This window comes from Prevotella melaninogenica ATCC 25845 (genome assembly GCF_000144405.1).
Lineage (GTDB): Bacteria > Bacteroidota > Bacteroidia > Bacteroidales > Bacteroidaceae > Prevotella > Prevotella melaninogenica.
The window spans coordinates 1,252,892-1,275,840 of sequence record NC_014371.1 but is presented as its reverse complement, the minus strand read 5'-3'; the positions used below and the strand labels follow the sequence as shown (position 1 = coordinate 1,275,840).

At 41.2% G+C, this 22,949-nt stretch carries 17 protein-coding genes; 9 read left to right on the top strand and 8 right to left on the bottom strand.

What is annotated here, in order from left to right:
- Positions 1-587: 587 nt before the first annotated feature.
- Both HMPREF0659_RS11870 and HMPREF0659_RS11865 read right to left on the bottom strand, forming a co-directional pair.
- Entirely contained in the window at positions 588-1,082 is a 495-nt protein-coding gene (locus tag HMPREF0659_RS11870) for an S-ribosylhomocysteine lyase (protein WP_013265890.1), read from the bottom strand.
- Positions 1,083-1,444: 362 nt separating this feature from the next.
- Positions 1,445-2,152 (bottom strand): 5'-methylthioadenosine/adenosylhomocysteine nucleosidase, encoded by a 708-nt coding sequence (locus tag HMPREF0659_RS11865; protein WP_044046144.1) that lies wholly within the window; start codon positions 2,150-2,152, stop codon positions 1,445-1,447.
- Positions 2,153-2,258: 106 nt separating this feature from the next.
- Here HMPREF0659_RS11865 and HMPREF0659_RS11860 point away from each other — a divergent pair, with 106 nt between their 5' ends.
- Both HMPREF0659_RS11860 and nhaA read left to right on the top strand, forming a co-directional pair.
- Positions 2,259-4,760, top strand: a complete 2,502-nt coding sequence (locus HMPREF0659_RS11860) for a YfhO family protein (RefSeq protein ID WP_013265876.1) — start codon at positions 2,259-2,261, stop codon at positions 4,758-4,760.
- Positions 4,761-5,077: 317 nt separating this feature from the next.
- The gene (nhaA, locus tag HMPREF0659_RS11855; protein WP_013265600.1) at positions 5,078-6,403 is read left to right on the top strand and encodes a Na+/H+ antiporter NhaA; all 1,326 of its coding nucleotides are present in this window, start codon (positions 5,078-5,080) and stop codon (positions 6,401-6,403) included.
- 1,142 nt (positions 6,404-7,545) lie between these two features.
- On the opposite strand, the gene HMPREF0659_RS12690 is transcribed toward nhaA, so the two are convergent.
- The 3 genes from HMPREF0659_RS12690 to HMPREF0659_RS11845 all read right to left on the bottom strand — a co-directional run bounded on the left by HMPREF0659_RS12690 (position 7,546) and on the right by HMPREF0659_RS11845 (position 9,820).
- The gene (locus tag HMPREF0659_RS12690) at positions 7,546-7,638 is read right to left on the bottom strand and encodes a smalltalk protein (protein ID WP_152031158.1); all 93 of its coding nucleotides are present in this window, start codon (positions 7,636-7,638) and stop codon (positions 7,546-7,548) included.
- Positions 7,639-8,195: 557 nt separating this feature from the next.
- A complete protein-coding gene (locus HMPREF0659_RS11850) occupies positions 8,196-8,717 on the bottom strand; it encodes an HU family DNA-binding protein (RefSeq protein ID WP_004359161.1) in 522 nt (173 codons plus the stop codon).
- Between the two features lie 617 nt (positions 8,718-9,334).
- The gene (locus HMPREF0659_RS11845) at positions 9,335-9,820 is read right to left on the bottom strand and encodes a D-Ala-D-Ala carboxypeptidase family metallohydrolase (RefSeq protein WP_013265666.1); all 486 of its coding nucleotides are present in this window, start codon (positions 9,818-9,820) and stop codon (positions 9,335-9,337) included.
- Positions 9,821-9,971: 151 nt separating this feature from the next.
- On the opposite strand from HMPREF0659_RS11845, the gene HMPREF0659_RS11840 reads away from it, so the two are divergent.
- Positions 9,972-10,328 carry a hypothetical protein gene (locus HMPREF0659_RS11840; protein WP_013265549.1) on the top strand — a complete coding sequence of 119 codons (357 nt, stop codon included), beginning with the start codon at positions 9,972-9,974 and terminating at the stop codon, positions 10,326-10,328.
- A gap of 233 nt (positions 10,329-10,561) precedes the next feature.
- On the opposite strand, the gene HMPREF0659_RS11835 is transcribed toward HMPREF0659_RS11840, so the two are convergent.
- Positions 10,562-10,861 (bottom strand): tyrosine-type recombinase/integrase, encoded by a 300-nt coding sequence (locus HMPREF0659_RS11835; protein WP_081439563.1) that lies wholly within the window; start codon positions 10,859-10,861, stop codon positions 10,562-10,564.
- Positions 10,862-11,013: 152 nt separating this feature from the next.
- Here HMPREF0659_RS11835 and HMPREF0659_RS11830 point away from each other — a divergent pair, with 152 nt between their 5' ends.
- Genes HMPREF0659_RS11830 through HMPREF0659_RS12275 form a run of 6 tightly spaced genes read left to right on the top strand, consistent with a single transcriptional unit; the run spans position 11,014 to position 18,132 of the window.
- Positions 11,014-11,211: a helix-turn-helix transcriptional regulator gene (locus tag HMPREF0659_RS11830; protein ID WP_013265221.1), complete on the top strand. Its 198-nt coding sequence runs from the start codon at positions 11,014-11,016 to the stop codon at positions 11,209-11,211.
- Positions 11,212-11,222: 11 nt separating this feature from the next.
- Entirely contained in the window at positions 11,223-12,584 is a 1,362-nt protein-coding gene (dcm, locus tag HMPREF0659_RS11825) for a DNA (cytosine-5-)-methyltransferase (protein ID WP_013265127.1), read from the top strand.
- A complete protein-coding gene (locus tag HMPREF0659_RS12280) occupies positions 12,574-14,139 on the top strand; it encodes an ATP-binding protein (protein ID WP_013265452.1) in 1,566 nt (521 codons plus the stop codon). Before dcm ends, HMPREF0659_RS12280 begins: the two co-directional genes overlap by 11 nt.
- A gap of 12 nt (positions 14,140-14,151) precedes the next feature.
- The gene (locus tag HMPREF0659_RS11815) at positions 14,152-16,365 is read left to right on the top strand and encodes a Z1 domain-containing protein (protein WP_013265299.1); all 2,214 of its coding nucleotides are present in this window, start codon (positions 14,152-14,154) and stop codon (positions 16,363-16,365) included.
- A 17-nt stretch (positions 16,366-16,382) separates the two neighbouring features.
- Positions 16,383-17,351, top strand: coding sequence for a PD-(D/E)XK motif protein (locus HMPREF0659_RS11810; protein WP_013265793.1), 969 nt, complete (start codon positions 16,383-16,385; stop codon positions 17,349-17,351).
- Between the two features lies 1 nt (position 17,352).
- Positions 17,353-18,132, top strand: coding sequence for a hypothetical protein (locus HMPREF0659_RS12275; RefSeq protein WP_013265529.1), 780 nt, complete (start codon positions 17,353-17,355; stop codon positions 18,130-18,132).
- A gap of 277 nt (positions 18,133-18,409) precedes the next feature.
- Here the strand turns inward: HMPREF0659_RS12275 and HMPREF0659_RS11800 are convergent, their stop codons facing one another.
- Both HMPREF0659_RS11800 and HMPREF0659_RS11795 read right to left on the bottom strand, forming a co-directional pair.
- Entirely contained in the window at positions 18,410-20,584 is a 2,175-nt protein-coding gene (locus HMPREF0659_RS11800; RefSeq protein ID WP_013265709.1) for an LlaJI restriction endonuclease, read from the bottom strand.
- Between the two features lie 9 nt (positions 20,585-20,593).
- A complete protein-coding gene (locus HMPREF0659_RS11795) occupies positions 20,594-22,456 on the bottom strand; it encodes a DUF4268 domain-containing protein (RefSeq protein ID WP_013265526.1) in 1,863 nt (620 codons plus the stop codon).
- Positions 22,457-22,949 lie beyond the last annotated feature (493 nt).

The window sequence follows — 22,949 nt, the reverse complement described above, 5'->3', positions numbered from 1 at the left end:
ATATCCGCATTGTTTCGTAGTCATTAAAGGTACATATCATAAAGTTAACTACGAATTACGCGAATGACACGAATTTTTATACTTTGAACTTTGAGGTTTGAACATTGAACTTTATGATATGTACCTTTAATGACTACTAATTACGCAAATGACACGAATTATTATACTTTGAACTTTGAGGTTTGAACATTGAACTTTATGATATGTACCTTTAAAGACTACTAATTATGCGAATGACACGAATTATTTAGCAATAAGGATTAGCGTAATTAGAGAAATTCGTAGTCACCGAAAGTTCCAAGTTCAATGTTCAAACATCAATGTTTCAAGTTCATATCATAAAGTTCAATGTTCAAACCTCAAAGTTCAAAGGTAAAAGAGTTCAAAGGTAAAAGGGCATCTTTAGCAAGCCAAAAGGGCGTTAATTCACATGGAATTAACGCCCTTTTAAATCTCTAACACTGCTTTTTTCTCTTTATCCCAAGCAACTTGTTAACTTGTCTACTTTTTAACTTGTCAACTCGTTCACCATGTTACTTTGTCTTATTACTCAAGCAACTTGTTTACTCGTCCACTCGTTAACTTGTCTACTTTTCCGGATAAACGAGATTAGCATCGGTGATATTGTCCAGCACCTCGGTGAGGAACTTACGTGACTCCCACTTTGCCATAGGCAGGTCGTGGAGCAGGTAGTTACCACAGTCGCGTGGAGCAGCACCGGGGATTTCACCCTCGAAGTCGGCAACGAATTGGAAGGTGCGGCGCATGAGGTCGACAATCTCTTTCGACTCAAGGTCGCCACGAAGGATGAGGTAGTTACCAGTCAGACAGCCCATTGGACCCCAATAGATAACACGGTCTTTCCACTCGTCGTCATTACGGAGGAAGGTGGCAGCCAAGTGTTCAATAGCGTGGATAGCACCGACGTGCAACACTGGCTCACGATTTGGTTCTTTCATACGGATGTCGAAGGTGGTAACGGTCTCGCCACCCACTTCGTCCTTACGACTCACATAAATGCCACGCAGCAAACGCTCGTGGTCAATGGTAAAAGAAGGAATCTTGTTTAATTCAGAATTCATAATTCACAATTCATAATTATGATTACCGATGTAATCTATGTTTTTAACTCATTATTCTCACTTAAAACAGAAATCATATTTAATCCTTTATTAATTCAAAATTCATAATTCATGTTTAATTCACAATTCAGAATTCATAATTCATAATTATGATTACTACTTTAATTCAGAATTCATAATTCACAATTCATAATTATGATTACCGATGTTAGCTTCAGTTTTATCCATAACCTTTAAGCTTTTGTTAGCTAAAAAGAAATCTGTATATCTTTAGTTCCGTGATAGAATCAAGCGGATAAGTAAACAAATTACTTATTCTATAAACTCTGCCTACCTCGGTAATCATAATTATGAATTGTGAATTATGAATTATGAATTGCCTCTATAAAGTGCCTTGTCACCTCAAAGCTGCCGTTGGCGATGCGCTCCCAGAAGTCGTAGTACTGGCTGGCTTTATTGTCTTTGAGCGGAACATCGCTGATGACACGGAAGGAGACGAAGGGGGTTTGATAGATGTGGCAGACCTGCGCAATAGAACAACTCTCCATGTCTACGGCTGTTGCTTCTGGGAAGTGGTCCATAATCTGTTGCATCTTCTCACGTGAGTTAACAAACCACTCGCCACTGACGGTCAGTCCTGCCTTGACATGCAGGTCCTTACAATCAGGTAGGTTGTTCAACGACAGCGCCTTTTCAATCAACTCCGTAGGAGCCTTGAAGCGAGCAGGCATACCGATAATCTGACCGTAAGCTACCTCATCGCCACAGTAGGCATCGTGGTAAGCACACTCCGTTGCCACCACCACATCAGTAACCTCCAATGAAGTGTCGGCTCCACCCGCACAACCACTTGAGATAACAAGGTCAGGGTGGTAATGATTAATCATCTCTACAGCACCGATGGCAGAGTTTACCTTACCGATACCACACTGCTGCAGAATGATTTCCTTATCTCCCAACCGTCCCGTAACGAAGTCTTTATGATTAAAATGTTTCGTCTCGGTGTTGGAAAGAATTGCTTTAAGTTGCGCGAACTCTTTGTCCATCGCAACGATGATTCCTATTTTCATACTGCAAAGGTACGAAAAAGTTACAAGTTGGATATTGTAAGTTCTTAGTTTTTTGTAACTTTGCAGAGATTAATCATTTGTCCGACATAAGCAAAATTAAATAAAAATGAAAACTTGGAAAAGATTTCTACCCGATGTACTGGTAGTCGTGTTGTTTGCGGTCATCTCGTTCGCTTACTTCTTCGTACCGGTCACTCAGGGTAAGATTCTCTATCGCCACGATGCCTCAGCAGGTGTCGGTTCGGCACAGGAAATGACAGAGTATCAGAACCGTACTGGTGAGGCAACACGCTGGACAAACGCTATCTTCGGTGGTATGCCTACCTATCAGATGTCACCATCGTATCAGTCAACAGACGGACTGTCGCAGGTGATGAACGCTTACCACCTTTGGTTGCCCGACAATGTATGGTTTCTTTTTGTCTATCTCTTAGGCTTTTATATTCTGTTGCGAGCCTTTGACTTCCGACAGTCGTTGGCGGCATTGGGTAGTATCATGTGGGCTTTCTCGTCCTATTTCCTCATCATCATTGCTGCCGGTCACCTCTGGAAGGTAATGGCATTGGCTTATCTTCCACCAATGATTGCCGGTATTGTCTTGGCTTATCGAGGACGTTACTTGTCGGGATTCATCGTGACGGCTATCTTCACCGCCTTTGAGGTGAAAGCCAACCACGTGCAGATGACATATTACTATCTCTTTATCGTCCTCTTTATGGTCATTGGCTATCTCGTTCAAGCCGTTCGCCAGAAGCAACTCGTGGGTTTCCTCAAGGCTTCGGGCGTATTGGCTGTAGCGGCATTGATTGGTATATTAATCAATCTCTCAAGCCTTTACCACACATGGGAGTATCAGAAAGAGAGTATGCGTGGCAAAAGTGAGTTGCTGAAGGCTGATGGCGCGAACCAGACAAGCTCTGGTCTTGATCGCGACTATATCACGCAGTGGAGTTATGGTATTGATGAGACAATGACCTTACTCGTACCTGATGCAAAGGGTGGTGCGAGTGTTCCATTGAGCCAAAGCAGTACGGCTATGTCGAAGGTTGACCCACAGATACAGTCAATGATTCCACAGCTCTATGACGCTTTCCCACAGTATTTCGGTACACAGCCGGGTACGAGCGGACCAGTTTACGTGGGTGCCTTCGTGCTTTTCCTCTTCATCTTAGGACTTTTCTTGGTGAAGGGTACGATGAAGTGGGCACTCTTAGCAGCTACAATCCTCTCCGTTCTTCTCTCATGGGGTCATAACTTCATGGGCTTTACCAACTTCTTCCTCGATTACATCCCGATGTATGCGAAGTTCCGAACGGTGGCAAGTATCCTTGTTATCGCTGAGTTCACCATCCCGCTCTTGGCAGCACTGACCTTAAAACGCCTTGTTGACGAGCCTGAACTCTTAGGACAGAAGATGAAGTATGCTTATATCAGCCTTGGTTTGACAGCGGGTGTAGCCCTTTTAGTGGCTGTATTCCCAGACATGATGGGTCCGTTTGTCAGCGATCAGGAACGCCAGATGATTAATAGTATTCAGGGCATGGACAGCAATACAGCAGGAACAATCCTCGCGAATGTCTCTGCGATGCGTGCTGCAATGGTCAGCTCTGATGCTTGGCGTTCGGTTATCGTTATCCTTATCGGCTTTGCGCTGCTCTTCGCTTATAAGATGAAGAAGTTGCGTGCCGACTATATGGTGGCTGGTCTTTTGGTGCTTTGCCTCGTTGATATGTGGCAGGTGGACAAGCGTTACCTCAATGACGAGATGTTCGTACCAAAGAGTGAGCGCGATATGCCACAGCAACCAACAGCAGCCGACCTTGAGATTAATAAGGACAAGAGCCTCGACTATCGTGTGCTGAACTTTGCTTCAAATACATTCAACGAGAACGAGACTTCTTACTTCCATAAGAGTATCGGTGGTTATCACCCTGCTAAGCTCCGTCGTTATCAGGAGATGATTGATGCTTACATCGCTCCAGAGATGCAGAAGACGATGCAGGCGATTGCTGCTGCAGGTGGTAACATGCAGGCGGTTGATGGCGTGAAGACCTTCCCTGTATTGAATATGCTGAACACGAAGTACTTTATCCTTCCACTGCAGGGTGGCACAACGGCACCAATACAGAACCCATATGCACAGGGCAACGGCTGGTTTGTCAATAAGCTCAACTATGTTGACGATGCCAACGCTGAATATGCTGAGGTGGGTAAGATTGACGTGCGCCATGAGGCGGTAGCTGATAAGAAGTTTGAGGCGGCTTTAGGTCAGGCGAAGGTGAACGATTCTACTGCAATCGTGAAGCTCGATAAGTATGAGCCTAACAACCTGCAATACACTGTCAACTCTAAGAATGGTGGTGTTGTTGTCTTCTCTGAGATCTACTATCCGGGTTGGACAGCCACTATCGACGGTCAGCCTGCAGAGCTGGGACGTGTTAACTATATCCTCCGTGCAGTAAGCGTGAAGCCGGGTAAGCATACCGTAGTCCTCGACTTCCACCCAACAAGTATCTCTACTACTGAGACCATCGCTTACATTGCGATTGTTATCTTGCTCTTGGCGATTGCGGGTGCAGGGTATATGGAGTGGAGGAAGAAGAAGTAGAAGAAGAAGCCCCTCCCCCGTCCCCTCCCCCATAGGGAGGGGCGTAGAATGCGAGATACCCCCAATCATTTCTGAACTTGCGGTCATTGCGAGAAGGGAAGTTAGGGGAAAGGACAAGGATATTCCCCATAAAGGATGAAAGCTGGAAGATAAAAAAGAATAAAACAGAATACCCTCACAAGTATATTGGCTTACGAGGGTATTCCGTTTAAATCGAAGAGTGTTTAGGGCATAGGCTTTATATACTTTTATTGTATAAGGCTTATAGCGTTCTTCACCTTTTATATATATTGTAAAATAAGGATAAGAAGAAAATTATGAGACAACGAGTTGAAAAGAAGCTAAACCAGCATTTGATGCTACCGATAAAACTGTTTATGGGTAGGGAGAAGTCAGGAGGTATCGTTCTGATTCTCAGTGTCACCTTAGCAATGATATTGGCAAACAGCAATATTGCTGAGAGCTACTTCCATTTCTTTGAACAGGAAGTAGGCTTTATCGTCAACGGAGAGCCGTATCTGAATTATAGTCTGCACCATTGGATTAATGATGGCTTAATGGCTATGTTCTTCTTTGTGGTCGGCTTAGAGTTGAAAAGAGAATTCATCGGTGGCGAACTGGCTGACATCAGAAACACCATTCTACCTATCGGCGCAGCAATAGGCGGTATGATTGTACCTGCCTTGATATTTTTAAGTCTGAACATAGGTACCCCACAAACGATGGGATGGGGAATACCGATGGCAACTGACATTGCTTTTGCCTTAGGAGTAGTATATCTTTTGGGCGATAAAGTACCCGCATCGGCAAAGGTTTTCCTTACAACGCTTGCCATAGTAGACGACCTTGGAGCTGTGCTTGTCATCGCCTTCTTCTACACTTCCGAACTCTCTATTGCGAGTTTGCTCTTTGGTCTGGGCTTTCTTGCAGTGATGTTTATAGGCAACAGACTCGGTATCAAGAGCCTATTCTTCTATGCCGCACTCGGTATCGGTGGTGTATGGGTAACCTTCTTGCTGTCAGGAATCCACGCAACGATTGCTGCCGTACTTGCTGCCTTTATGATTCCAGCCGATGCAAAGATTAACGAGTCGGTCTATCTCAAGCGTATGAAGAAACTGACAAGACGTTTCGAGAAAGAGGAACCTAACGAGGTGAGAACCTTGGAGGAGGGACAGGTGGACGTGCTGACACATATACAGCACGACACCGAGATTGCAATACCTTTGCTGCAACAGCTTGAACATAAGATGTCACCTATCGTTACCTTCTTGATCATGCCTATCTTTGCAATTGCCAATGCTGGTATCAGCTTTACGGATTTAAGTCTATCTGACATCTTCTCTACCCACGTAGCACTCGGAGTGACATTGGGTCTGCTCTTAGGAAAACCGATTGGTATTATCGGAGCAACTTTCTTAATGGTAAAAATGCGTTGGGCAACCCTTCCAAGCGCCATCACTCGTCGCACACTGCTGGGCTTAGGTATGCTTGCCTCTATCGGCTTCACCATGTCAATGTTCATCTCTACCCTCGCCTTCACCGACGAGCTATTGATGACACAAGCAAAGTTGGGTATCTTCCTCGCCTCCATCTTAGGTGGAATAGGTGGGTATGTGCTGCTGAATAAGAAAAGTAAGTAAAAACAAGCAAACAAAGAACAAGAAAACAAGAAGACAAGAAAACAACTGGCCCCTCCCCCTTGCCCCTCCCCCGTAGGGAGGGGAGTGATTACCGAGATACCCCAAGGGTTCTCCAAACTTGTAATCGCTGATTTATGAGAAAGAGGGGCGTAAACAGTAAGACTTCTTTTATAGAATCATAAAAATAGAGTAACAAGCTAATTTGTTGCTCTGTTTTTTTTAGACTTTATAACAAGCAACTTGCTAACTCATCCAACTTGTCTACTCGTCAACTCCCAAGAGAGACAAAGTAACATGAGAACAAATTTAGCTTTATCACAAGCAACTTGTCAACCCGTCTAACTTGTTAACTCGTCAACTTCGTAACACAAAAACAAATTTACTCTTTATCATAGAACCTTCAAGAACTACTAATTTCTCAAATTGCCCGAATCCGTTAATCCTTTGAATTTTGAACTTTGAGCTTTGAACTTTATGATTTGTGTTTTAACCCTTGAGCTTTGAACTGTCACTACATCGGTAATCATAATTATGACGTACTGATGAGAACTTCATTCGAATAATTCTGAATTATAGTAGTAATCATAATTATGAATTTTGAATTATGAACTATGAATTATAAAAGAATATATATTTATATAATCCTGCGACAAAAAAGTGTAAAGTTTAATTATTTCAGCAATCTACCTATTTGTCGCAGATCAGCAAACAGCCTCAACCGAAGAAAGTTACTAATTTGTCGCGATATTCCACAATCATTTGATTTACATGACATTACAAAGGTAGAAAATCAAACGAAAAACAGTAGCAAACAAATTAGTAACGATGAAAACAAAAGGAAAAGAACACAAATAGGATATATTTGTAAAGAAAAGAGAAAGATAAGGAGACAAACCTCCTTATCCGTCTCTCCACTCCTCCCTATCCGTCGAACAATGAGGAAAAAGACTCCCTTTTTGTCGCACAGAAGCTACTTCGCTGTCGGGGACAACCTCCCATGAAGTCGCACGTAACCTACATATACGTCGCCTATTTTCAGCGTAAGCACCTGTACTTCAAATATATAAGAATGTCTAACTAAGTCTTAAAAAGTGACTGACAATGATTGTCTAAGTCCAAGACTGAAGTTTATGGGAGGAGTTTTACATACAAGAACTGACGCCCAACGTGGTTGCTAACGCTGTGAGTACGGTAACGAGAATATGCAGGATATTCTTCCAAATAGGTTTAATCATAACGTCTAAATAAATTAAAAGCCCAATCGGCAAGCAGATCACACTGCCGTCCCTTCTTGTTAACGGCATTGTATCCGAGCCGATTTGGACTAAAAGTGAATACTAAAGGTTCTTCCGAAATATGGGGTAATAGGCACACGGAGTCACAGAGGCAACGGAGGTAACGCACAATGTTACGGAGGTGCCGACGGCACAAAGAGCGACGGAGGTATAGTTTACAGATTCTTGACAATTATTTTTGGATAAATGCTTTGTATTTAAGCTAATAAAATTGGCAAACAAGCTCTGTCACTCTATGCACCGACGGTGCCTCCATAACATTGCATTTACCTCCGTTCTCTCCGTGACTCCGTGTGACATTGCTTCAAACTCTAAACACAAGTGGCAAAACTCATCACCCAACATTCAACACCCAACACCCTATCCCTCTCGCTCATCAGAAGCCAATATGTTACGTTCTTACAATAACATTGTTTCCTAATAAGCGATTTAGAGTAAACGGAGAGCGGAGGGGCGCAAACTTGACACTCCCCACGCTCATCTCTCAAACCAATCGACTATGCGTGGCCCTCAGTAGTGGCAGTAGCCTCACCCGGCTCTGGACCAGCAGAAGGCTTGTTCTCCTTCTTCTTGCCCTTGTTCTTCGCCTTCTCGGCAGCCTTAGGCGCATCATACTGCACAGCCTCCTGAATACGCAAACCGCTGATGAGGGTCTTCACACGACGCTTCATCGCATCGATAGTCACCGTTGGCGAGAAAAGTACATGCGCACCATAGATATCTCTCTGTGCGTTAAAGTCTTCCGCCTTCTGAACACCCTGTGAGTGAATACCTACGCGGAAAGTTCCCAATCCGTCGAGCTTCACACGGTTACCATCCTTGAGGACCTGATTCATCTCGAACACCAACGCACTGATGACAGCCAAAATGTCGGGCTCAGTTACGGTGCAACGCTCACTGATACGCAGAGCGAGATCCTTAACACTAACAAGGTCGGGAGACACCGCACGGGCATACCAATAACCCTTGCGCTTGCTGTTCTTACGATTGTCCTGATACATACGAAATTTGATTGACATAACTTGAAAATTTAAAAAGTGAAACAAAGAAATTATTGAAATGAAAAAATGAAATCTTAACTCTATGCTCTAATAAGACAGAGGCAAATCCTCTCCGTGGCTCCACGCACGACGGTGCCTCCGTGACTTACATCGCTTTATTCTTATTACTCTTCCGTGTCCTCCTTTTCTCTGTGTGATACTACCTTAAAACTAAGTGGCAAACCTATTACTGAAGACCCTTCTTCCCACTCCTCATCGCCCTTGCCGTTCGCCAGTCCTCACCCCCTCCCCACACAAAAAGAAGGGGGAGGGACAACCACCTAAAAGACATACTGCGACAAAAAAGTGTAAAATTATGTAAACGAGTAAACAAGTAAATAAATGAACACGTAAACAAATAAAAAGATAAACACAGAAATAACTAAAAACACAATAACGCAAAAACGTATAAAAATATAAAGGTAAAAGTCGGAAAACACAAAAACGTAAAAACATACTTCATCATAAACATAAACGATTAAAAATATGAAAAGATATTCACGTAAATAATTAAAATATTTACAGTCAGTAACTTAAAAAGTATTTCTCAGACTTTCGGCGACAAAAAAGTGAAATCTTTCACCGCATTTTCTCCCCTATTTTGCCCCAAGAATCTGGTGTCTATTCTTCCCATCACGCCTATAACTGATGTGAATCCACCGCTTTTTTATCGACTCCTGCGGCTCAAGAATCATCTGATCGAAGTCTGTTTGAGAGAGAATTGCCGCATATTTCCGACACATTTCCAGTCCTGTGACATGAATATCAGCCGCCTCTCCCCGCAAATGTTGCGAATGTTCAGCCCCATGAACAGCCCTATTCACAGCCTCACAGCGATAACCTCCCACGACTATCACACGTCCCACACGCCGCCTAAGCGGTTCTAAGACGCATCTACAAAGCTCCCGAAGGTTCTCTATCACCTCCGCTCTCGAAGCCTCCCCGGGCGCAGGATTCTCCTCAGGCACGTTCTTAATACCCATGCCCACCGCCTTTCCCGAGCGCATCATCTCGCCCACCGTAAAATGTGGAGAGAGTCGCTCCTCAAAATCTATTTCATTAGAATGACTATCGTTGATCATACACATTAATTATTATAGATTATTTGGTTCATTAAAACTCCGTTCGTCATCCCTTCATTCCTAATGACGATGCAAAGGTACAACACTAAAAAACCGATTCCAAGGAAGATATATGTAGTAATGTGAGTAGACAAGTAAACAAGGTTGACAAGTGGACGAGTTGTTTCTAATAAAAGACAAGGTAACAGAAGAACACAAGTTAGTGGACGAGTGGACTGGAAGACAGATTTGTAAACTCTTTTCGAACATCTCAAAAAGAATAATCAAGGACATTTTATCAAAGGCACAGACTGTTGTAGAACTTTCTGATGGCAACAAAGCCACTATCTACTGCAACAATGGCATACTCCAGAAAATAGAATTTGACTTTATGACAATAAGTAAAGTACAGACAGGGAAATATAAAGTCCAATTGAACAAAAATAGTATCCAGCAAGTACCTGTAGCAATTTCCTTTGGATTTAGTGTTCCTGATGGAATCTCTACTATTGCAATAACGTTTAAATAGCAAAAGAGATAAAATATATATTTTTTTATTAGAATCCACATGCACTTTTTGATTCTAAAAGATGCCTAATTAACTTGGAAAAGATGTCCTTTAAGCCCCTTACTAAGGCCCTTTTGAAGTCTAATTAGGCATCTTTTCTTGCACGCCTTCATAACCAACTAATTTTCCGCCTTAGATGAGATACAAGAAAACTTAGAGGTGTAAGCTACCACCTCTAAAAGTTATAAGTTATTCTACCAATTCACTACCCTATCTACAATTTTCTGCTGTTCGCTTGCGGTACGTCGCAGGTAGATACGTGTTGTCTCTATACTCTCATGCCCCATAAGGTCGGCTAACAAAGCAAGATCATTGAAGCGGTCGAGGAAATTCTTGGCAAAGCGGTGACGGAAAGAGTGAGGATAGACCACATCACGATTCAATCCGTATTTCTCTGCAAAATGCTTCAATTGCTGAGCTATCCCTCGTGTCGTGATTCGTTGCCCGAAACGATTGAGGAAGATATAACCCACATGACTAATTACATTTTTCAAGAGAGCGCATTATTGAACTTTAACTAATTTTAGACGAAGCTTATGCTTACCAGTATGTTCCAAAATGCTTATCACCCATAAATATCCATTCGTGAGCGAATGCTTTTTGCTAAAAAATCACTAAATTTGCATTCAAAGCAATAAGCAAATCAATGGAAGATATAAATCAAATAAAGCTTGCTCTTGTTAAATCCAAGAAAACTAACAAGTGGCTTGCAGAACAGTTGAAAGTTAATCCTACAACTTTTTCTAAATGGTGTACTAATACGACACAGCTAAACCTCTATACTTTGAAAAAGATAGCAGGACTATTAAATATTCCTGTTAGTGAACTTATTGTTTCCGAATAAAGTATTAGAGAATGGCTAAGAAGAAACAACTTCAATTTATAGACCTCTTTGCTGGATTAGGAGGATTCCATCTTGCTCTAAGCAAACTTGGATGCAAGTGTGTTTTCTCCTCTGAACTAAAAGAGGATTTACGCAAGCTATATCAGATAAACTATCCTGGTGTAAGAATAGAGGGCGATATAACCAAGATTGCGCCCAAAGATATTCCTGCGCATGACATTATTTGTGCAGGTTTTCCATGTCAGCCGTTTAGTCAGGCTGGTAACCGACAAGGTTTCAATGATGAAAAAGGACGTGGTACGCTCTTTGATTACATCATTGATATTGTGGCATATCATAAGCCCAAATATATTATTTTGGAAAATGTTTCAAACTTGAAAGGGCATGATAATGGCAACACTTGGCGCATAATACAAGAAAAACTCGACGAGCAGGAGTATTCCGTAAAGGCAGAAATTCTTTCTCCTCATGAATTTGGAATTCCACAACACAGAAAGCGTATCTACATTGTTTGCATCCGCAAAGATTTAGGTTTGCTCGATAACTTTACTTTCCCAAAAGGAAATAAGCCGGTCTGTGATGTAAATGACATCATCGAGGCAAACGCAAAAGATATTACTCCTATTAAGGAGGAAACCCACTATCAGTTGAATATATGGCAAGAGTTTATAGACAAAACTATTGCCAATGGTGGTACGATACCAACATTCCCCATTTGGGCAATGGAATTTGGGGCATCATACGATTTTGAGACAGTAGCTCCTGCTTTTCAATCAATCGAGCAATTAGTTGAGAAAAAAGGAAAACTTGGGAAGATTATTAGAGGAACGACATTAAAGGAATGTTTAGCACAGTTGCCTAACTATTCCCAAACGGATAAAACACGAGTTTTCCCTGTTTGGAAGATTAGATACATCCAACAAAACCGTGACTTTTATAACAAGCATAAAAGTTGGCTTAAAGGTTGGATGAAGAAAGTCGTTCACTTTGAGAATAGCCACCTAAAAATGGAATGGAACTGTGGCGTAAACGTAGAGCCTCACATAGAGAATAAGATTGTTCAATTCCGTGCTTCTGGAATAAGGGTGAAGAAGCCCACGTTTGTACCTGCACTAAATCTTGTAGGAACACAAGTACCTATATTCCCGTGGATAGAACTTCCCAAAGATATGCAGAAGCCAGAGATAGGCTTAACCAAAGGACGCTACATGACACTGCATGAAGCAGCGTCCGTCCAAGGTATGCGAGAACTATCTTTTGGCAACGATGATTTTAGACTATCACTGGCAAGAAGCTATGAAGCTCTTGGCAATGCAGTAAATGTTGAGTTAGTGAAGATGATTGCAAAAAAACTATTAGATTATGCCAAGTAATGTATCAATAGCAACAAGACCTTTAGTGTATAGCACCTTTAGGTATATCAGTAACAAGGTTTGGAATGCCCTTGCTGAATATATAGATAACTCTATTCAAAGTTTTCTCGACCATCAGGATGTTCTCTCTAAAATAAATCCCGATGGTATTAAACTTCGTGTGTCAATTAACATGGACTTCGAGAATGACACCATTATCATAGAGGATAATGCCTTTGGTATCACTGAAGAGAATTATCAAAGGGCATTTGAATTGGCAAACATTCCTCTTGACAACAAGGGACTCAACGAGTTTGGCATGGGAATGAAAGTGTCCTCAATATGGTTGAGTAATGTATGGAAAGTAGAAACAACAGCCTATGGTGATGATGTTCTGAAAACTGTTACCTTTGACCTCAATGAAGTTGTTGAAAACGAAGAATTGTCTCTTCCTGTTACGGAAGAGTCATGTGACAAGGAGGCTCACTTTACAAGAATCACCTTGTCTCATTTGTCTGGAAATAAGCCAACACCAAGACAACTTTCGTATATCAAGAAGCATCTGGCAAGTATTTATACACTACATCTTAGAAAGCAAACGCTCGAACTTATTGTGAATGACGAGCCATTGGAATATAAGGAACTTACCATACTGAATGCACCTAAATACAATGAGCCTAACGGCAAACCTATTTTATGGAAGAAAGACATAAATCTGACCTTTGGCGAAAGATACGCTATTAGTGGATTTATTGCTTTGCTTGACACCATGAGCACTTCGATAGATAATGGTTTCTTGCTGTTCAGACGTGGACGTGTTATCGGTAGCAGTTATGATGAACGATACCGCCCAAAGGAGTTGTGCGGTCAGGAAGGATCACCGCTCTACAAGCGTGTATTTGGAGAACTGTATCTTACAGGCTTCGATGTAAGTTTTACCAAAAACTCATTCCAAGAAGATGATGATTTCGCAGAATTAATCAAACTTCTTCGTGAAGATCTCAACAAGGACAAAACATTTGACCTCTTTGCGCAGGGACAACACTACACCAAGCCCAGAACTCAAAAGGAGATAAAGAACATTGGAACTAAGCTCGTAAAACAAATCATATCTGGTTTTACGAAACCTATTGTGCACACGCCAAGCACAACTATTTCAACCCCTAACGATACAACACCTAAAAAGCCAGCGCTGGTTATCCCCGTAACTACTCCACAGACTCAAGCCAAGGTAGAACAAATCAAATCAACTCCAACTGATTTGTTCGATGGCATACCAGTTGACATCTTGTTAGATAATAATGAGAAAGTCGAACTGACTATCAAAACAGGAGAGGCCGTAGCAGGTTTGTACACTTTTAACGAAATAGCAGATGATAAATACGAAGCTACTATCAACCTGAAAAATAATGTATTCCAGCGATTTGCAAGTTCCCTATCAACACAAGAAGGACAAGAGCAGTTGTCGTATATGATTGAGGTGATGGTCGCTTCTGAGATAAGTATGATTAAAGGAGGTAGTGATGCTGCAACCAAGTTCCGCTCTACCTTCAACAATCTATTTGGAACTATTTAACGAATACGGTATATGTCATCTACCATACAAGTAATCAATCCGACCAACAAGCAAAACAACCAAGTGGTCATTGGGAACAACACCTTGCATTTCATGGATTCGCAAAGTAAACTTGACGATGAAGGCAAGTCAATCATCATAGATGAAGCTATGAAAATTTTAAGTCATTGCGTCAAACCTGGCACTAATGATTCAATAACGAATATTGCTGTTGGATATGTACAAAGTGGAAAGACTTTATCATTCACTACCTTAACCGCACTTGCGGCAGATAATGGGTATCGAATGATAATATATCTTACTGGAACAAAAACAAATCTTGAAAAGCAGACTTCTGACCGTCTGGCATCCGATTTAGACACCGACTCCTCGGATGTCTATAATCTTATGTCTGGAATTGATGATAACTTCACCTTAGACACCAGTATTAAGAATTTCTTGATACACACTGATGATGTTATCCTTATTCCTATATTGAAGCACTACAAGCACATTCAAAGACTGGCTGACACATTTGTTTCTCCCACTCTAAAGAGTTGCCTAAACAACTTGGGAGTTATCATTATAGATGACGAGGCAGACCAGTCCAGCTTCAACACATTTGCAAAAAAGAACACAGCTAATCCTGACTGGATTGAGGATGATTTCAGTAAAACATATGCAAGTATTCTTGCACTGAAGAAATCCTTGCCCAATCATTCGTATATTCAATATACAGCCACTCCACAAGCAGCTTTCTTGATTGATAACAGCGATATTCTATCACCAACATACCACACTGTTTTGACACCCGGCAAGGGTTATACTGGTGGTAAGTTCTTTTTCAAGAACAAGAACTATCAACTGGTGCACCTTGTTGATGATGCAGAAGTTTATCACCACAAGAGAAACCCACTAACAACAACTCCGAAATCTCTGATTGAGTCGTTGCAACAGTTCCTTGTTAGTGTAGCTATTGTTGTGTTCATTCAGAAACGTAAGAATGTAGATTTCCTATCTATGATGATTCACGTCGATGGACGATGTGACACAAATACATTATTTGCCAACTGGACGAAAAACGCTCTTCAGCAGTGGATTGATATTCTTACACTTGACGAGAAAGATCCAGGCAGAAAGCTCGTCTGCAAGAAATTCAAAAATGCCTACGACGAAATGACACGCTATATTCAAAATCCTCCATCATTTGATGAAGTGATGAAGAATATGGTCAAGGTTATTCTGCGTACCAAAATTCATTTGGTACAATCACAAGGTGGGTCTGTTGGTGACGACGGTATCTCGTGGAAGTCGGCAAAGGCAAACATTCTGATTGGTGCTGATATGCTCAATCGCGGTTTTACTATTGAAAAACTCTCGATGACCTACATGACAAGAACGACACAAGGGAAGTCTAATGCTGACACCATAGAACAGCGTTGCCGTTTCTTTGGTTATAAGATGGACTATGCTGATATTTGTCGTATCTACTTGTCGAAAAAGAGTCTTGTGGAATACAACGATTATGTTGAACACGAGGAGACCTTGCGTGCTAACCTGTCTCAATGTGAGACTTTGGAAGAGTTCTCTAAGCATAGCCATGCAATGTTGTTAGCCGAGACTCTTAACCCAACAAGAACCAATATCTTGTCGTCTAAATTAGTTCGCAACAAGTTGTCTGGTTGGAAACAGATGCCGTCTTTAGATTGCATCGACAACAACAAAATTCTCTTTGAGAGTTTCCTATCTAACATTCCTTCAACCGCATATACGGATTGCGAAAACTACGGTAATAACCCAATTCGTAACCATCGTTGGGTGAATATTCCTATCAATGATTTTATCGACTTCTTTAAATTGGTTAAGTATGAGGATGCACCGAACATTACCCGTAAGATAGTTACGATTCAGTATCTGTATTATCTCCGCGATTCTGTGAATGTTGACCATATTCGCTTGTATGAAATGGCGTATAAAGCCACCGTGCAATCTGGCGACATTCGTACTCGTAGCATAAAGGATGACAAGCCTAACAACCTGCAAGCTGGTCGTGCCGCAAATGGCTCATACCCTGGTGATATAAAATTCTGTACAGATAATGAGGTATGTGTACAGGTACACCATATAAAGATTAAGCAGCCTTTGCATAGGCTTAATAGTAAGGACTTATATAACCTTTGTATTTACTATCCCGAAAACTTGGCTACTTCCTTTGTCGGTTTGGATAGTGATGACGAGGATGATTAAGATTAAATGATAAGGCTATGAGCAACCTATATTCAACATACTCTCAACTCAGAGAAAGAAGAAAGGAGTCAGGTCTCTACGAGGTAGAAGATTTCATTATTGGAAAACCACACAAATTTGGTGCAACCGAGGATGGATTTCCTGTTATCTTCGTAGAATGTTGTGATGATGCTGTTTCAACTCCTATCCGCTTAAAAGCGATAAGTGTTGATTTCAGCCAACTCTGCACTTTAAAGGATGCTGGAGGAGAAACACTAACGAAGAAATACACTATCATTGTGCTTAATTCTTTGGAAGCAGACCTGCAAAGCTATTTTCTTGAAGTTTTTGCTATGGTGCTGAATAAGTTTTCCAGCACCCCCAGTGTTTCTCTCCTAAAAGCAGAAATATCCAAAGTGGCAAAAATCTTTATGATGCCGCCCTCATTCTCCGCAGTTGTGATACAGGGTTTATGGGCAGAGTTGTTTGTGATAGCCAATGCAAAATCTCCAGAAGATTTAGCTAAAGCATGGCACGTTACAGCTGAAGATAAATATGACTTTAACGATGGTAAGGATAAGATAGAAGTAAAATCAACGAGCAACCTTGATCGTGTTCACACATTTGCTTTAGAGCAGCTTAACCCAAATGCTGGCTCTGAACTTGCTATTGCATCCGTCATAACGGTTAGGTCTGGTCAAGGTGTAAACGTCTTTGACGTTCTTGATACTATCAGTCAAAGAGGGCTATCAATAGAGCAGATGTCAAAGATTCAGGAGATAGCCTATTTGACTATCGGCCCACACCTTGAAGAAGCAAAAAAGATAAAATATGATTTCACGCTTGCACTCAATTCATATATGAAGTTCGACTATCGCGATGTGCCATCTATAAAGAGTGAGCATGTTCCGTCAGGTGTTACCTCGGTACATTTTGCATCATGTCTGAAAGATGTAGAGCCGATTGATTTATCTGCAACCAATAGCGGTTTATTAAAGTTTATGTGATATGGCAAAAGTGAATTACCCCAAGGGCGAAAAACTGGCAAGACTGTTACTTGATGTCTTGGCAAAAGAGCCGAGCTATAAAGAACACTCGAAAGGTTTGCCATATTATTATATCAGTTTTGAGGGGCAGGAGTATTACCTTTACTTTAAGTGTATTACTCACGAGGGCAACCCTTATCCTTTGGAACACCGCAGATCTCAGTTACCACAGCGTCCTGAGTTTGACAAAATCAAGAATGATAATATACCTTTCTTGTTTCTTGGCTACGACATTGACAATGACCTTTTCGTATGTTGGGAGCCTGCTAAGGTAAAACCACGACTAAATAACAGGAGTTATGTCTCGTTTTACAGCCGTCTCTCCATTCAAGAAAGTGTTGAAGAAGGAAAAATCCGTGACGAATATCTCACAAATGGAGATAAGTTCGTCCTCTTTAAGCGTGTAGATGCAGTATCATTTTTCCAAATGATAGATACCCACTTCGAAGAATTAAAGCATGACGACACCCAAACAGATACGAGAAGTGTTTCCGAGCCTCCAACAGATTATAATACTCAGAAGAAACTTGGAAACCATGTTCAGGGAAGGATTGTAAGCGTAGAGGAAGATGTTTCAATCCAGTTGAAGATTGATTCTATGGCTCAAAACAATTCTGTCCTGGAGATAGTTGCAGACTGCATGAATGAGTTTTCCACATACTATCCTAAAATGTCATTTGCAGACTGGTCTCAGGTGATAAGGAAGTATCTACAAAACGATAATAATCTTTACAAAAGATAATTTACATTGTTTCTAAAAGAAAAAAGAAAAGAAAAGGCTTCTCAAACCCTTCCCTTCGAAACTGCAATCCGACGCGGTATTTGAGAAACCTTTCCTATTTCTGTTGCAAAGATAAGCAAAATAAGACAGAATAACATAAAGCACCCCAAAAAAGCTACAAAAAACAGATCTATATTTTTATCCATAAAAGAATAAATCTGTTTCTTGTACCTTCTATCTCTATGTTACTTTGTCTTGTCGTATTCTTTGCCTTCTGCCTTTATCAGGATTAAGTTTTTTATTCAGCAACTTTACTATTGTCACTTTCCAAATCGCTCAACCATGCGAACTGCGCATCATATCTTGTTTCCTTTGATGCGGGTTTTATCATTGACGCATGGAGATTATCGTTGGGAAGTTCGGTTGTATCAATATCTACAGAGATATACAGTTCTTTGTTGCCCATATTCTTATAGCGGTCGTCTTCTAACTCGCCTGCAGCCTTTATCGTGCACGTTCCCTTGACTGAAAAGAGGTGCTGGTCGTTATCGCTACGATGATGAAAGAGCACATAACCAATATTACTAAGGTTTTCCACAATATCCATACTCTCTACGGTCATCTTAATAGCAATAGCCAGTTTACCATGAGAGAAATTAGCTGACTTAGTCGCATATTTCTCCATCATCACCATCAATACGCCCTTACGACCATGAACAGCCTCAGAACTATTTTGAGCCTTCTCGCCACTCAACACGGACGTTGGATTCTTTCCTAACGGACATTCTACCACATAATAGTCTTTCTGCAGTTTATCCAGTAAATCTTTATTTTCTGACTCTTTTTGCTTATCCAACGCCAATGAGAGGTAGTTGGTGTCATCAAAGGGACGATACACCTTGCCCAACAGCTCTTGGAAGTTCTCACGTAGATATTCCTCATGATTCACTCCCGGCTTCGGTGTCATGGCGTAGAACTTGTAGTTCTCCTCTAATGCGGCTTGTATCTTCTCTCTAAAGAGTTCACGCACCTTCTGCTTCCATTGCGCCTTCTGGTGTGCATTTTCTCTCGCATAGAGCGAAACAACGTAGAGGAAGTTTACATCATAGTGATATACTAACAGCGTATCACGATCGAAAAGACGATTCTCAAAATGACGAGAGAGGAAAGTATTATTCTCACGGTTTGTGGTCGAAACATTATCTGCATACGACAGCTTTTCATCCATCTTCGCACTGATAAAGAAGTTTGGAACAATGTTATATCCCTCCGTTAGTTCGTCCCTGTATATTGGGTGTTCCTTGCGCAATGCGGCATTCTCTTCACTGTTATCTAAAAAGAGATTAAGGTTCCACTGTATCACATTACGAGCATAGGTAAACTGCTTATAGACTGACTCGTCTGAAATCTTATTACCAATCTTATAATACTTACTGTCGCCAATATAATAAATCGGTCTATCTTCCTCGTTGTTCGTGAGATTACGGTAACTGTAAATATGGTCTACCCGCTTACCGTCGTCTTGCTCTTTCAGTCCTCGTGGCGGCTCCTTATCGCCTATCAGCTCGTCGATAATGGCTTCAAAGACTATATTGAAGTTCTTTACCAACAGGTATTCTCGCTGTTCTGTAGAAACAGATATCTGCCGTGCCTCCTTAAAGAAGGTATAACACAAATTCCATAGCCGCAGGGCTTTATCAGAGAAATACTTATACTTTATCTGTCGTAATCGCGTCTTGCCTAATCCTTTGAGATAGGTTTCAAAACGTTTCCCTGTAATGAGTGGAAACTGACAACAGATATCTTTCGGGAAACCATAGGTGTCACCGATATAATTCAAGATAGAGAAGAAGATAACGAGTAATTCTTCATCAAAGTTTACTTGTCTACGCTTATTAACAGGATTTAGATAGACCGCCTGCCCATCTTGAATAATAGCCGGCTTCGTTGCTATCGTTCGTTGCCAATTAATCTTGTTTAGTCCGCTATGCAGATTCTTTATAACAAAGAAGAAAAAACTTTGGTTGTCATGATTGAATTGTATCAGCGACAAGAGAATATCGAGGTAGGTGTTGCTCAATCGACGACCTCCATTACCCATCTGTGCTATGCGAGAATGGCATACAATCGTTGTGTCACTGCGCTTGTCATTCTTATAGACCACAATAGCACGATAAATCCATACTGCAAACTTATAGATGAAACTACGCTCTACTTCGTCAATTGAATTATACCTGTCTACGTTAGCAATATCCTCTGGCTTATACTTCCCTAAAACGAGATCCTGACCATCAACATTCTTCAGCAATACCTTCGGAAGAATAAACACACAGTCTTTGAGTAGGGTGTTATAATAATACCCTACGTAATGGATAGACACCCTACCCTCCATATTCTCTAAGGCATCAATACCATAGAGAATGTCCCTAACCTTAGAGACATCGTACTGATATTCTTCTATAAGGATTCGCATAACGAGTGTCTACTGCTGCTTTGAATACTTAACAAAGACCTCACGCATACGAAGTGTTCGTGTAATAATAAGATCGAAAATAGTAGTCCAATGTTCTTTATCCTCAAAATCTATATCGTCTATCCGCTCTACAATCGTACTTGATTTCTTTTCTGGATTCTCACGCCACTCATACGTTGTATCCATCTCTGCTTCAATCTCTTTTTTCTGCGTAGCAAGATGATAATAGGTATCTGTGGTTCTATCGAAATATACTTGCAGTGCAATAGCACGCTCCCAAAGTTTCAGAACTACAGACATATAGAAATCGGCACCAGATACATAGAAATTCTTCCAATGATCCTTACCAGCCTTCTTGGTTCCTCCAAAGTAAGTCTTAAACTCGTCATTCTTTTGTGCATAGGCTAAGAATGCCTGCCAAAAATCATAACGCTTTCGTTCTGTCACCGACCATGTCGCCCTTGGATTCTCAGAGTCATCTGTACTCTCAGCCTGTCCGTTGTATTCCTCTTCGCTTTCCTCAAGTGGTGTTAAGCCTAAGTTACCAAGGAACTGTGCCACTTTCTCCGCCCTTACCTTGGTCTTCATTTCGCCCTCAGTATAGAACTTTGCAAACGTTAGTCTTCCACCTTCAACTGTATCATCAAAGATAGGACCTACTAAATCGAAGTCCTTAAATACATCATTCCAAAGGTAGAAGACAACCTTACCCACAAATGTCTCTGCGCTAATAACGCCTCCATGTGCCTTACAAAAGAAATAGCCCAACTTCTTATCCTCCGAATTGGTCGTGTTCTCTATCTTCTCGTTTATCTCCTCTAAGAACTGCCACCAGTCATATTGACTGCCCGCAACATCAATGACATAACCTTTCTTTGCATCCGATATTGGCATATAGCTCCAATCCCAACGACGCTTAAAAGCTGAGTCTATAGGGAACAGACTCTGGTCGCTGGTGTTCATCGTTGCCCAAATAAACAGATTACTTGGCAGTAGGAGAATATTACCCTCCAACACCTCGCTCACTACATCACGACCACCATAAAGGCTATTGATGGCACCTGCCTGAGGAATAGTCAATCCCTTTAGTGCTTTAGCCACATAACGTTTCATATCGGTATCTGCCTTCACAGGATAGTCAGAGAAACCGCTATGGTTGCGGTCTAAGAGCTGGAATAAATCACCAAAGATCTGTGCACAGTTACCTCGATTAATCTCTTCTATCACTAAGAACTGTCGATGTGGATTGCCTTCATCACACGCAGCATACTTCTCCCATGCTCCAATATATGCTTGTAGAAAAGCCTGCGGTACAAACTCATAGACAATCTTCTCCTCCGTCAGTGTCTGCCCATGCTCAACAACAGGATGTCCCGACAAGTCACGCATCGTTATCTCTCGTGTCGTCGGCTTATACGCTCCCACAAAAGACGAATAGTCACTATCAGGATGGAACGTAGTACGAATTACGTCCTCCCCCTTTATCTCCTGATTGATTGTAAATGACTTACCAGTGCCTGGTGCACCGTAGAAGATTTGCTGGCGGGGGAGACTGCTTACGTTATTCTTTACTTTGTGAGTTGATTGAAGAACCATTTGAGCCATTACCGACAGTGTGGACGTATAACCATACTCATACTTATCTATCTCACTGGTTCCAGACAATGCTTGCCTTGCAGATTCAGATGTAGCATCAGAATGCTCACTCCAATAGTTTACATATTCTTCCAACAGACTCTTTGAGATTGTACGTAAACCTGTAGCACCTTTACTTGTTGACCTTACCAAATAACATAATCTGTCCTCATCAACAATCTCTACCTGACCATTGTTTGATACATCCCCTATCTGTAATCTGTTATTCAACCCCATAATTTATATTCATTTAGCCTAATATGATTTAGTTATATCCAATATATCGGTAATAGTTATGAGCAATATAACTAAGTATTTCTATGCGTTTTGAGTGCTTTCAAGAGCCTTATTCTATTACCATCTACCGCAGTGATTGTTGGTTATAGCTCTCGCCTCATTTAGTACAAAACAGTGTTATACATACTCACTGCAAAGGTAATCATTTTCAGACAGAATGACAAAAAAACAAAGCTTGGGATATTATATTGGAAGAATAGTGCTAATAAGCCTTATAAGCTTAAGAAGGCTTTTAAGACAAAGAGGATTTGTTAGTTTCCGTTTACTATTTCTTGCCACAATCTAAGAGTTTTTTTAAGGCAAAGAAGGCTTATTAGCTTCCGTTTACTATTTCTTGCCACAGCCTAAAGGGTATCTCGGTGTTCACTCCCCTCCCTACGGGGGAGGGGCACTTCTATGTCTTTTTACTTATGTCATTATGACTTCTGTCCAT